Below are 13047 nucleotides of genomic sequence, written 5' to 3' on the forward strand. Positions count from 1 at the left end.
ATGGGTAAAGGATGTTAAAAAGTGTTCACCATGTCCCCGAACACCTGTCTACCATGTCCCCGGACCGTACATGGGGAGAGGGTTAGGGTGAGGGGTAAGCACAGGTTACTCCAGATCCGCCCCGTTACTCGCTATCACCTTCTTATACCACCCGAACGACTTCTTGCGCTTGCGGTCCAGCGTGCCGTTTCCGGCGTCGTCCCGGTCAACGTACACAAACCCGTAGCGCTTGCTCATTTCGCCCGTTGAGGCCGACACCAGGTCGATACAGCCCCAGGTGGTGTAGCCCATCAGCGGCACGCCGTCCTCAATCGCGTCGCCCATCGCGCGGATATGCTCGCGCAGGTAGCTGATGCGGTAGTCGTCGTTAATCTCGCCATGCGCGTCGATCTCGTCCTTCGCCCCGAGCCCGTTTTCCACCAGGAACAGCGGCTTCTGGTAGCGATCGTACATCATGTTCATGGTGATGCGCAGGCCTAGCGGGTCGATGCCCCAGCCCCACTCGCTCACCTGAATGTGCGGGTTGCGCAGGGACTTCACGATGTTCGCCGCGCTGGTGTTGCCCGCGTTCATGTCTGCCGACGCGCAGCGCGAGGCGTAATAGCTGAATGAGACAAAATCGACGGTGTTTTTCAGCAGTTCATCGTCGCCCGGGTCTTTGACAATCACCACGCCTTTCTCGCGGAACACGCGGGTGGAGTAGGCCGGATAGCGGCCGCGCGCCTGCACGTCGATAAAGAACAGGTTCTCGCGGTCTTTCTCCAGCGCCATCCACACGTCTTCCGGCTTGCAGGAGTACGGGTAGAAATTGCCGCCCGCCAGCATGCAGCCCACCTGGTTTTCCGGGTTCACCTCGTGGGCGATTTTGGTCGCCAACGCGCTTGCCACCAGTTCGTGGTGCGCGGCCTGGTATTTCACCTGATCTTCGTTTTCACCTTCCTCGAAAACCAGCCCCGCGCCGGAGAACGGGCTGTGCAGCATGATGTTGATTTCGTTAAAGGTCAGCCAGTATTTCACCAGCCCGTTAAACTCCTCAAAGCAGGTGCGGGCGTAGCGGGCGAAGAAATCGACCATCTTGCGGTTGCGCCAGGAGCCGTACTCCGTCACCAGGTGCATGGGGACGTCGAAGTGGCAGAGCGTCACCAGCGGCTCGATGTTGTACTTTCTGCACTCTTCGAACACCGCGCGGTAGAAGGCAATGCCCTCCTTATTCGGCAGCGGTTCGTCGCCGTTCGGGTAGAGGCGGCTCCAGGCAATCGAGGTGCGGAACACCGTAAAGCCCATCTCCGCCATCAGGGCGATGTCTTCTTTATAGCGATGGTAAAAATCAATCGCCTCGTGGCTCGGGTAGAACTCGTCGTCACGCAGCGAAAAACGCTTTTCCTTACCGAGCTTCACCGCCAGGCGATTCGCGCCGTGGGGGATCATATCGACCGTCGTCAGCCCTTTGCCGCCTTCACGGTAAGCCCCTTCACTCTGGTTAGCGGCAAGCGCGCCGCCCCATAAAAATCCTTGTGGAAAAACAGACATTCTTACCTCGCTTTCAATTTATGCTTGTGCCGCTTTGCTCTGGGCCGGTGCGGTCTGCAGGGCGCGCGCTTTTTCGGCGTGGTCTTCAACCGGGATATCTTCAAAACCGAGTATCAGGGTCAGAACAAACGACAGCACCACTGCCAGCCCCATCACGCCAAACACCCAGACGATGGTCATCGGGTTCGCCGGGTCAAAGAACTGCACGCTGGTAAACAGTCCAGGCGCCGCCATCGAGTGGCTGGCAAGACCCGCGATGCCGGCTACCGCGCCGCAGATAAAGCCGCTGATCAGGCTCGCAATCAGCGGACGCTTCAGGCGTATTGCCACACCGTACAGCGCCGGTTCAGAGATCCCCGCCATAATGGCGGAAGCTGCCGCCGCCAGCGCCGTCTGGCGCAGCTCCGGGTTTTTCGTTTTCCACGCCACCGCCAGCGACGAACCGCCGAGCGACAGGTTGGCGCCGATTTCTGACGGCATCACCATCCCCTCTTTGCCCGTTTCGGCAATGGTCTGAATGATAGTTGGCGTAAAGACGCGGTGCATCCCGGTCATCACCAGCAGCGGCCACAGCGCGCCCATAATGGCGACGGAGAGCCAGCCCAGATAGCCGTGAATGGTGTAAACCAGCGCGGAGATGGCGCTACCGATCCAGATGCCCAGCGGCCCAATCAGCACGATAGCGAGCGGGGCGGCAATCAGCACGATCAGCATCGGCTTGAGGAAGTTTTTCGTTACCGCCGGCGTAATGCGATCCACCCAGCGTTCGATATAAGAGAGGCACCAGGTCATCACCAGCGCGGGGATGACGGTGTAGGTGTATTTCACCGCCGTCACCGGGATAAAGGCGAACTCAACGTGCTCGCCCTGCGCGGCTTTCGCCATCAGCTCGATAAAGCTCGGGTGGACCAGCACGCCCGCAATGGCTATCGCCAGCGACATGTTGGTTTTGAACTTCACCGCCGCCGAGGCCGCCACCATCAGCGGCAGGAAGAAGAACGCGCCGTCGCCGATGACGGTCAAAATGGTGAGCGTCGGCGCGCCTTTTGGCAGCACGCCGGTCATCTCAAGGATCATCGCCAGCAGCTTGACCATCGAGCCGCCAATGATCGCCGGGATCAGCGGGGACATGGTACCGATCAGCGCGTCGAGGATCCCGGCGCCGATGCGGCGTAATGTCAGTTTCTGCGGGCCTTCCGGTACAGCAGGCTGCAGGCTGCCTGGCAGCAGGCTCACCACCTCGCGGTACGCCTGAGAAACGGTGTTGCCAATAATGACCTGACACTGGTTGTCATTGCGTACCACGCCGAGCACGCCGCTGATGCTTTTCAGGCGCGCGGCATCGGTAAGGCTTTCGTCTTTCAGGACGAAGCGTAGACGCGTCATGCAGTGGGTGACGGCGACAATGTTCTCTTTGCCGCCCAGCGCGCTGACAACGTCGTTCGCCAGCGCGGCGTAATTTTTGGCCATCGGATGTGATCCTGTTATCGTTGTGAGAAATGTAGGAAACCGGTTCCACATAATCATCATGAGTTTTTATGAATGAAACAAGATCGCTTTTTGACCATTTTTTCGTTTCGTGATGCGGATCGCAATGGGGTGCTAAAAGCGTGATTTCGCCGCTGCGACAATTTCCCCGCGGTGCAGTACACTGCGCATCATCAGAGGCAGACGGATTAACAACATGACCACGATGCTTGAAGTGGCGAAGCGGGCAGGCGTTTCGAAAGCGACGGTCTCCCGGGTGCTGTCGGGAAATGGCTACGTCAGCCAGGAGACCAAAGACCGGGTGTTTCAGGCCATTGAAGAGAGCGGCTATCGCCCGAATTTACTGGCGCGCAACCTGGCGACCAAGCGTACCCAGACGCTGGGGCTGGTGGTGACGAACACCCTTTATCACGGCGTTTACTTTAGCGAACTGCTGTTTCACGCCGCGCGCATGACGGAAGAGAAAGGGCGGCAGCTGATCCTCGCGGACGGCAAGCACAGCGCGGACGAAGAGCGCGAGGCGATCCAGTACCTGCTTGATATGCGCTGCGACGCGGTGATTATCTACCCGCGTTTCCTGAGCGTGGAAGAGATGGATGAGATCGTCGAGAAGTGCGAGCAGCCCATCATGGTGCTCAACCGCCGCCTGCGGAAAAACAGCAGCCACAGCGTCTGGTCCGATCATAAAGCCTCCAGCCAGGACGCGGTGGCGCAGCTGATTGCGAAAGGCCACCGGGACATCGCGTTTATTACCGGCTCGCTGGATTCGCCGACCGGGGTTGAGCGTCTTTCCGGCTACAAAGACGCGCTGGCGCAGCACGGTATTCCGCTGCGCGAGGGGCTGATCGCGCAGGGGAAGTGGAACCCCGCCAGCGGCGCGACGGCGGTGACCGAACTGCTTGCGCGCGGCGAGCGCTTTACGGCGCTGGTGGCGAGCAATGACGATATGGCGATTGGCGCGATGAAGCAGCTGCACGACAGCGGCGTTGCCACCCCGGACGCGGTATCGGTGATCGGTTTTGACGACGTGGCCATCGCGCCTTACATCGTGCCGTCGCTCTCCAGCGTTCGCATCCCGGTGACGGAGATGATCCAGGAAACCATTAGCCGCCTGATCTTCATGCTCGACGGCGGTGAGTTCAAATATCAGCAAACCTTCTCCGGCGAGCTTGTCCTGCGCGACTCGGTTATTGACGGCCCGCACCGCTGATGTCGACAGCTGTCATCGTCATAAGTGACGATGACAGCGCCGCTGTGATTTTTAAAATCGCTTTAAATCAATAGGTTAATAATTGGCACGGTTTATGAATATCTCCGCGCATAACTGTAATGCTGGAGAAGCAGATGAACCGTTTTATTATGGCCGATGCCAGTAAGTGTATTGGCTGCCGTACCTGTGAAGTGGCGTGCGTGGTTTCCCATCAGGCAGAGCAGGATTGCGCGTCGCTTACCCCTGACACCTTCCTGCCGCGCATCCACGTCATCAAAGGCGTGAATATTTCCACCGCCGCCATCTGTCGACAGTGCGAAGACGCCCCGTGCGCGAACGTCTGCCCGAACGGGGCGATTAAACGCGAGAAAGGCTTTCTGCACGTGATGCAGGAGCGCTGCATTGGCTGCAAAACCTGCGTGGTCGCCTGTCCGTACGGCGCGATGGAGGTGGTGGTCCGTCCGGTGGTCCGCAACAGCGGCATGGGGCTGAGCGTGCGCGCGGAGAAAGCCGAAGCCAACAAATGTGACCTCTGTTACCACCGCGATTCAGGCCCGGCCTGCATGGAAGCCTGCCCGACGCACGCGCTGGTCTGCGTGGATCGCGACAAGCTTGAGCAGATGAGCGCCGAAAAGCGCCGTCGCGCGGCGTTCGACACCTCCTCATCGCTGCTGTTCTGAGCCGTCATGTGCAGTAACGGCGTACAGCTGCGGGTGCGCGGCAAGGTGCAGGGCGTGGGGTTTCGGCCCTTCGTCTGGCAGCTGGCGCAGGCGCTTCAGCTTGCAGGCGATGTCTGCAATGACGGAGAGGGCGTGCTGGTGCGCCTCGCGGGTAATGGGGGGGCCTTTACCGCGAGGCTGCATCAGGACTGCCCGCCGCTGGCACGCATTGATCGCGTTGAAGCGCAGCCGTTCACCTGGGCGCACGTGCCGAAGGACTTTACCATCCGCCACAGCGCGGGCGGGGCGATGGACACCCAGATTGTGCCGGATGCCGCCACCTGTCCGGCGTGCCTGGCTGAAATGCGCGATCCGCGCGAGCGCCGCTATCGCTACCCGTTTATCAACTGCACCCACTGCGGGCCGCGTTTCACCATTATTCGCGCCATGCCCTATGACCGCCCGGCGACGTCGATGGCGGCATTCCCGCTCTGCGCGCCGTGTGAAGCGGAGTACCGCAACCCTGCCGACCGACGTTTTCACGCCCAGCCGGTCGCCTGCCCGGACTGCGGGCCGGCGCTTGCGTGGCGGGCGGGCGACGTCACTGCTGCCGGTGAGGCTGCGCTGAGCGCGGCGGTGAAGACGCTGAAAAACGGCGGTATTGTCGCCATTAAAGGGCTGGGGGGCTTTCACCTCGCCTGTGACGCACGGGATCCCCAGGCGGTCGCGACGCTTCGCTCGCGCAAGCAGCGTCCGGGTAAACCGCTGGCGGTGATGATCCCGAATGCCGACGCGTTACCCGCGTCGATTCAGACGCTGCTCGGCTCACCCGCTGCGCCCATCGTACTCACGCCGAAAGCCTGGCTGCCCGCATTTCCCGACGGCATCGCGCCGGGTCTGGATGCGTTAGGCATCATGCTGCCCGCTAACCCGCTGCATCATTTACTGATGCAGGACTGCCGGCATCCGCTGGTGATGACGTCGGGCAACCTCAGCGGTCGTCCGCCTGCCATAACCAACGAGCAGGCGCTGGAAGAGCTCGGCGAGATTGCGGACGGCTTCCTGCTGCACAACCGCGACATCGTGCAGAGAATGGATGATTCGGTGCTGGATCGGGACGGGGCAGTGCTGCGCCGCGCGCGCGGCTTTGTGCCGGATGCCGTCACGCTGCCGGCAGGGTTTGACGATATCCCCGCCATGTTGGCTACCGGCGCGGAGATGAAGAATACCTTCTGCCTGGTGCGCGGGAACCAGGCGGTACTGAGCCAGCACTTTGGCGATCTCGCTGACGACGGCGTCGAGGCGCAGTGGCGTTCGGCGCTGGCGGTAATGCAGCAGATCTACGCCTTTCAGCCGCAGCGCGTGGTGTGCGACGCCCACCCCGGCTACCACACCCGGCAATGGGCGCAGGAGCAGGGGCTGCCGGTTGAAACCGTGCTGCACCATCACGCCCACGCGGCGGCGTGCCTGGCCGAAAACGGCTGGCCGCGTGAGGGTGGAGACGCTATCGCCCTCACGCTGGACGGGATCGGCATGGGCGAGAACGGCGCGCTGTGGGGTGGTGAGTGCCTGCGGGTGAACTATCTCGCGTGCGAGCATCTGGGCGGGCTGCCTGCCGTTGCGCTGCCGGGCGGCGATCTCGCGGCGCGGCAGCCGTGGCGCAACCTGCTCGCCCACTGTCTGGCGTTTGTCCCTGACTGGCAGCAATACCCGGAAACGCGCGCGGTACAGTGCCAGAACTGGCCGCTGCTGGCGACGGCTATCCAGCGCGGCGTCAACGCGCCGCGGGCCTCGTCGTGCGGTCGCCTGTTTGATGCGGTTGCCTGCGCGCTGGGTATCGACACGCAAACCTGGGAAGGCGAAGCGGCCTGCCGTCTGGAAGCGCTGGCATCCCAGTGCGCGGGTGTCGACCATCCCGTGACGCTGGACGCGGATAACCTCGCGCAATTCTGGCAGCAGTGGCTGAACTGGCGGGCGGAACCCAGCGCGCGCGCCTGGGCGTTTCACGATGCGCTGGCAAAAGGGCTGGCGGAACTCGCCGCGTTCCATGCCCGGCGCTTATCGCTTTCGACAATCTGCCTCAGCGGCGGCGTGTTACACAACCGTCTGCTGCGCGCGCGCCTGCGCCATTATCTTTCTGACTTTACGCTTCTTTTTCCTTCGCGCCTGCCTGCAGGCGACGGAGCGATCTCCTTTGGGCAGGCGGCGATCGCCGCTGCCCGGTCATGTTCAAAAAGGATTTAAAATGTTACGACTTTTACGCAATGAACCTCGCGCCGCGCTTCTGCTGCTGGCTCTGGTAATGGCAAACCTGCTGGCCTGGGGATGGGCATGGCGCACCTTCAGCGACAGCACGGCGCTGATGGCGGCAAGCCTGCTGGCCTGGTGCTACGGGCTGCGTCATGCGGTGGATGCCGACCACATTGCAGCCATTGATACCGTGACGCGTAAGATGATGCAGCAGGGGAAACGCCCGTCTGGCGTGGGGGCGTGGTTCTCGCTGGGACATTCCACTATCGTGGTGCTGGCCTCCATTGCCATTGCCGCGACCGCCACGGCGTTTCAGAAGAATATGGCGTGGTTTCACGAGACCGGCAGCCTGATTGGCACGGCGGTGTCGGCGACCTTTCTGCTGGCAATGGCGCTGGTGAACATGGTGATCCTGCGCGGCGTCTGGCGTAGTTTCCAGGCGCTGAAAAACGGCAGGCCGGTGCAGGGAGACGTCACGCTCCCGGCGCAGGGCGGAGTGATGAACTGGCTGTTCGGCGCGACGTTCCGCCTGGTGAATAAAAGCTGGCAGATGTACCTGGTCGGTTTTCTGTTTGGCCTGGGGTTTGATACCGCGACCGAGATTGGCGTGTTGGGCATTTCTGCCGCCAGCGCCTCTCACGGGATGTCGGTCTGGGCAATCATGATCTTCCCGGCGCTCTTCGCGAGCGGCATGGCGCTGGTCGATACCCTCGACAATTTGCTGATGGTGGGGGCGTACGGCTGGGCGTTTAACAAGCCGCAGCGCAAGCTCTACTACAACATGACCATTACCGGCACCTCCGTGGTGGTGGCGCTGTTTATCGGCGGGCTGGAAGCGCTGGGTCTGCTGATGGATAAATTCGACCTCAGCGGCGGCGTCTGGGATGTGATTGGCGCGGTGAACGACAACCTGGGCAACGCCGGGTTTGTGGTGGTCGGGCTGTTTGTCGCCTGCTGGCTGATCTCCATGGTCAACTACCGCTGGCGCGGCTATGACGCGCTGGTGGTGCGCTCCTGAGCCGGCGGCAGCCAGGCGCGGGTAAAATCAAGCCAGCCGCTGGCGGTCAGCACAATGCCCTGCACGTTTTCCAGGGTGTTAAGACGATAGCGGTAGTGGAACAGCGGCGTGAAGGCGCCGCTTTCGAGCAGGCGCTGAAAGAAGGCGGGCAGATGCGTTCGCAGGCTCTCTTCGCTTTCGCAATAGGCCATCAGCGTCTGCTTCGCTTTTTGCCACGGGGCCTGCCCCAGCGCGGTGGCCCATGCGGGCTCTTCCGTAAACCACTCTGCCAGCGCAAACTCCGGCACCTCGCCCGCCAGATAATCCCCGAGTAAGATATCCGCCTGCGCCAGCGCGTCGGGGGCATGCCACGCCTCACGGTCTTTCCAGCGGATGATGACCTCACAGCCGCGCTTTTTCAGGCGCGCTTGCAGCATGCTGGCCAGATCGCACAGTCCCGGCGCGTGGTAGCAGACCAGCGACAGGGTGGCGGGAAGGGTGACGTCGGGGACCTTCGGAAACGCGGGCGTCGCGATGCCTGGCAGAACTTCGGTGCGGGTGTCGATATCGTCCCGGCGGACGTACTGCTGATTAATGTGCTGAATCTCCTGACGCAGCCAGGCGGCCAGCGGCTGCGGCAGCCCGACGTTCAGCATCAGCCAGGCGAATCCTCCGCTGGTGGAGGTGACGGACTCCAGGGCGTTTTCTCCTTTACCCACGGTGATCCACGCGGGTTTTTCCGCCTCGCTGCGGGTGCGCCAGAACTCTATCGCATGCAGCAGCGGGTGCGCCGCAAAGTACCAAGGCTGACGCTCAAGGCGCAGGTAATGCGAGTGGTGATGGGCAATAGCAAAAGGGCCCGCGCCGATATCAGGCTGCTGCGGATGCGGCAGACGACAGGCGTGATGCGCGAGACGATGCGCCAGCATGGCATCGGGCGCGCTGAGGACGATCTCCAGACACCAGGGGGCGACAAGCGACACCTGATGAACGTGCGCGAGCCCCGCGCTGCGCGCCGGATCGGCCAGCAGCTGGTGCAGCGCGGCGAGAATATCCTCATCGCTGATGGCTTGCCCGTTGTGCCAGTGCGCGCCGCTGCGCAGATAAAAATGCCAGCAGCGCATGTCGTCGCGGGTATCCCAGTGATGGGCTAAATCCGCGACCGGCTGCGGGTGGCCGGGCGCGTAGCGCGTTAGCCCCGCGTGAACCGCGCAGATAATATGCTGTTCGGCGCGGCGGCGCTGAAGGGCCGGGTGCAGCGACGAGAGCGGGCGGTGCCACGGAATGCGCAGCGTCGGCTGGTGCTTAAGCCATTTACCGCCTAAAAACGGGGTGATGATGTGGTGCAGGCTGGCGGGGTCGCCGTCGGCCAGCTGCAGCGCGCTCTGGTAATCACCTTTCTCCAGGCAGGCGTGCATCAGCGGCGCGCTCAGCTCGCTGGTGGTCGTCAGGCAGTGCAGGATGGCGCGATGCCCGCGTCCCGGCTGGGCGCTCCAGCTTAGCCAGCCGCTTTGCGCGAGCTGGCGCAGCAGGGTGCGCGCATGGCGTTCGCTGCACAGCGCAACCTCCGCGACTTCCGCGATAGTCGTGGGCGCTGGCGCTGCGCCATAGTGCTGATAAAGCCGTTGATACTGACGGATTTTCTGAAGCTGGCGCATAGCGGCATGCCGGAAAAGAAGGATGCTGAGAGTGTAGGGCTTTTTGCGGAATAAATAAGGCCGGGATGAATAAAGTGTTCCGGTTTTTTGCCCGACGGCGCGACGCTTGCGCGGGCCTACGGGCTTTTTAGGCTGGGTAAGCGTCGCGCCACTCGGCAATTACTGCTCAGGTTTACTTACCGGTTCTATCAATTCACGCAGACGCTCAATGCGCGCCTCCGGGCTCAAATAAAGCCAGCGGAATAAAATGTGTTCCGCATTTTTCGTCTGCTCAAAATAACGAGAAAGATAATTGAGTTCTTTATTAAAAGTCGCCATGATTCGCCTCCGGCTGATTAATGCCTTTTCAGCGTAAGCCGGATGCGAATAATAAAACAGGGTGATGTTTTTCAGCTGTTCCGCATTTAAATATTAATGGAAATAATAAATTAGGGATGAATAACGATGATTTATCTGTTTTGCATTTATTTGATGAATAGAATGCGCAAAAAAAAGCCCCGGGACAGCGGGGCCGCGGACAATAAAATCCAAAGGTTAAGTAAGGGGGGCAGGAGGCTGCGGGTTAAGCGGGCAGCGATTTCAGCAGGGCGAAAGCCTCCTTCATCCGGTCTTCACTGACGACAAAAGCGCGCATCTGGCCCTCGTTATCCGCGCCTCGCGCGACCATGCCTTCCGGCTCGAGGGTGATTTGCCAGTTCAGATCCTTACGCTGGGTTTCACCGGCAAGATGCAGCGGTAATTCCGGCGTTTTGACTTTAACCAGCATGGCGGGTAATTTCAGCGGCGCGCTGCCGCCGAGCAGGTTTTTCGCCAGATACATCGCACTTAATTGAATCGGCTGTAAAAAGGGCAGCACCTGAACGTTAATTTCGGCGCAGTCCCCCAGCGCGTAAATATCGGGCTGCGTGGTTTGCAGGTAGCTATCTACCTTTACGCCGCGGTGTGTTTCCGCGCCGGCACGGTGAGCCAGCGCGGTTTCCGGACGCAGCCCCGTCGCGGCAACCACGACATCCACCTCAACGCTGCGGCCGCCGTCAAGCGATGCGCGAATGCCGCCTTCGGTTTTAGCGAGGCTCTGCAGCTGCGATTTGAGCAGCAGATGGACGCCCATGTCGGTCAAACGATGCTGCAGGCGGCTGCTAACCTCTGCGGGCATCAGCGCCGACAGAATGCTCGCCGCATGGTCAACCAGGGTAACGGCCTTGCCTGCCCGGCAGAAATCCATCGCCAGCTCGGTGCCAATCAGGCCGCCGCCGACAATCATTACGCGCTTAGCATCGCGTAACAGGGTTTCGCTGGCTTGATACTCCTGCTGGCTGTTGAGCGTTATCATCAGCTCGCGGCCTTCAACCGGCGGCACGAAAGCAGAGGCTCCCGTGGCCAGCACCAGCTTGTCGTACTGCCAGGTTTTCTCCTTCGCTTTCACCACGTGCGCGGCGGCGTCGATATCGGTAACCCAGGTGTACGGAAACAGACGCAGGTTAAACTGTTCCGCGAACTCCCCCGCCGTCTGGCGGGTGAGATCTTCGGCGCGCTGATTCTGGCTGATGACGTGGCTCAAATCAGGCTTGTTGTACTCGTCCATGCTGTCGGCAGCAATCACCGTCAGCGGCACGTTAGCATCCTGCTTGCGGATGTTTTTCACCAGCTGGCGGGCGGCAAAGCCCGAGCCGATGATGACGATGCCGTTATTCATTTTGCCTCCGTACCCAGTTCATCAAAGACGTCTTTACCGAGGGAACATTCCGGGCAGAGGAAGTTGTCCGGCACGTCACTCCACGGCGTGCCTGGCGCAACGTCCTGCAGCGGCTCGCCCAGCTCTGGGTCGTAGATCCACTGGCAGACGCTGCACTGCATGCGTGGGCCGAGATCGGCGGCGGCAGATTCACAGGCGGTCGCTTCAGGCGCTGGGGCCGCGGCGGGTGCGGCTTCCGGAAGCGGTGCAAGCGCCCACTGACGGGCAATATCGCGGCCGTGCTGGCGGCAGATCTCCAGGGCGTCGATATCCGGGCGCCACTTGGCCTTCAGGCTCATGGACATCTCAAAGCCCGCATCCTGTAAGCGGGTGGAGAGACGGTCTACCGCGCCGCCGCTCCAGCCGTGAGAGCCAAAGGCGCTGGCGCGTTTGTTACGGAAGCGCAGGCCGGTCATCTCTTCTACCAGACCGGCAATTTTCGGCATCATCACGTTGTTCATGGTGGAGGTACCCACCAGCACGCCTTTAGAGCGGAAAACGTTGGTGAGGATTTCGTTTTTATCGCTGCGCGCCACGTTGAAGATTTTCACCGCCACGTTCGGATCCACTTCGTTGATGCCCTGGGCAATGGCGTCCGCCATCATGCGGGTGTTGTTGGACATGGTGTCGTAGAAGATCGTGATGCGGTCTTCCTGATAGTCCGCCGCCCACTTCAGGTACAGCTCGACGATCTGGGTCGGGTTCTCTCGCCACACCACGCCGTGGGAGGTGGCAATCATATCCACCGGCAGGTTAAAGCCGAGGATCTCGGTGATTTTTGGCGTCACCAGGCGGCTGAACGGGGTCAGGATGTTGGCGTAGTAGCGCTGGCACTGTTCGAACAGTTCGGTCTGATCCACTTCGTCGTTGAACAGGCGCTCGTCGCAGTAGTGCTGGCCGAAGGCGTCATTGCTGAACAGCACCGCGTCGCCGGTCATGTAGGTCATCATGCTGTCCGGCCAGTGCAGCATCGGGGTTTCCACGAAGATCAGCTGTTTGCCGTTGCCGATATCCAGGGCGTCACCGGTTTTCACGGTGTGGAAATTCCACTCCGGATGGTGGTGGTGACCGTTGATCGAGTCGATGGCGTTGGTGGTGCAGTAGATCGGCGTGTTCGGAATGTAAGACATCAGCTCGGTCAGCGCGCCGGCGTGGTCCTCTTCCGCATGGTTGATGATGATGTAGTCGATGGCGTCGAGATCGATTTCGCTGCGCAGGTTCTGCACGAACTCGCGGCTGAATTTGTGATCGACGGTATCGATCAGCACGTTTTTACCTTCCCGGATGAGATAGCTGTTGTAGCTGCTGCCGCGCAGCGTTTTGTACTCCGTCCCGTGGAAGTCGCGTACTTCCCAGTCACGTTGACCAACCCAATGAATGTTATTTTTAACCAGAATAGACATAGCAACCTCAGCGTAATATCGCGTTTTTCAAATAAGATGGTTTGCTTATATCAAGTTGCGTGCCAACTTTTATTCTATTGATTTTACTGGATTATTATTTTTATGACTCTTAATGGG

General features: G+C 60.7%; 10 protein-coding genes. 4 read left to right on the forward strand and 6 right to left on the reverse strand.

Annotation, left to right across the window (positions count from 1 at the left end; all coding sequences use genetic code 11):
* Nucleotides 1-105: 105 nt before the first annotated feature.
* Complete coding sequence (locus M2433_RS21710; RefSeq protein WP_429057741.1) at nt 106-1530, reverse strand: 6-phospho-beta-glucosidase; 1425 nt, start codon at nt 1528-1530, stop codon at nt 106-108.
* 18 nt (nt 1531-1548) lie between these two features.
* Nucleotides 1549-3000, reverse strand: a complete 1452-nt coding sequence (gene ascF / locus M2433_RS21715) for a PTS cellobiose/arbutin/salicin transporter subunit IIBC (RefSeq protein WP_429057739.1) — start codon at nt 2998-3000, stop codon at nt 1549-1551.
* A 214-nt stretch (nt 3001-3214) separates the two neighbouring features.
* Here ascF and M2433_RS21720 point away from each other — a divergent pair, with 214 nt between their 5' ends.
* The 4 genes from M2433_RS21720 to M2433_RS21735 all read left to right on the forward strand — a co-directional run bounded on the left by M2433_RS21720 (nt 3215) and on the right by M2433_RS21735 (nt 8155).
* A complete protein-coding gene (locus M2433_RS21720) occupies nt 3215-4228 on the forward strand; it encodes a LacI family DNA-binding transcriptional regulator (RefSeq protein WP_234085020.1) in 1014 nt (337 codons plus the stop codon).
* Nucleotides 4229-4362: 134 nt separating this feature from the next.
* Nucleotides 4363-4908 (forward strand): electron transport protein HydN, encoded by a 546-nt coding sequence (gene hydN / locus M2433_RS21725; RefSeq protein WP_429057737.1) that lies wholly within the window; start codon nt 4363-4365, stop codon nt 4906-4908.
* 6 nt (nt 4909-4914) lie between these two features.
* Nucleotides 4915-7131: a carbamoyltransferase HypF gene (gene hypF, locus M2433_RS21730; RefSeq protein ID WP_429057735.1), complete on the forward strand. Its 2217-nt coding sequence runs from the start codon at nt 4915-4917 to the stop codon at nt 7129-7131.
* 1 nt (nt 7132) lies between these two features.
* Nucleotides 7133-8155: a HoxN/HupN/NixA family nickel/cobalt transporter gene (locus M2433_RS21735; protein ID WP_047348059.1), complete on the forward strand. Its 1023-nt coding sequence runs from the start codon at nt 7133-7135 to the stop codon at nt 8153-8155.
* Here M2433_RS21735 and M2433_RS21740 read toward each other — a convergent pair.
* The 4 genes from M2433_RS21740 to norV all read right to left on the reverse strand — a co-directional run bounded on the left by M2433_RS21740 (nt 8128) and on the right by norV (nt 12930).
* A complete protein-coding gene (locus M2433_RS21740) occupies nt 8128-9792 on the reverse strand; it encodes an SgrR family transcriptional regulator (protein WP_429057732.1) in 1665 nt (554 codons plus the stop codon). The genes M2433_RS21735 and M2433_RS21740 overlap by 28 nt on opposite strands.
* Nucleotides 9793-9951: 159 nt before the next feature.
* Entirely contained in the window at nt 9952-10110 is a 159-nt protein-coding gene (locus M2433_RS21745; protein WP_186437551.1) for a hypothetical protein, read from the reverse strand.
* Nucleotides 10111-10354: 244 nt separating this feature from the next.
* On the reverse strand, nt 10355-11488 hold the full coding sequence (gene norW / locus M2433_RS21750; RefSeq protein ID WP_429057730.1) for an NADH:flavorubredoxin reductase NorW: 1134 nt from the start codon (nt 11486-11488) through the stop codon (nt 10355-10357).
* Nucleotides 11485-12930: an anaerobic nitric oxide reductase flavorubredoxin gene (gene norV, locus M2433_RS21755; protein ID WP_429057729.1), complete on the reverse strand. Its 1446-nt coding sequence runs from the start codon at nt 12928-12930 to the stop codon at nt 11485-11487. Before norV ends, norW begins: the two co-directional genes overlap by 4 nt.
* Nucleotides 12931-13047 lie beyond the last annotated feature (117 nt).

The sequence above is a fragment of the Enterobacter sp. AC1 genome (genome assembly GCF_050434705.1).
GTDB classification, from domain to species: Bacteria; Pseudomonadota; Gammaproteobacteria; order Enterobacterales; family Enterobacteriaceae; genus Enterobacter; species Enterobacter cloacae_L.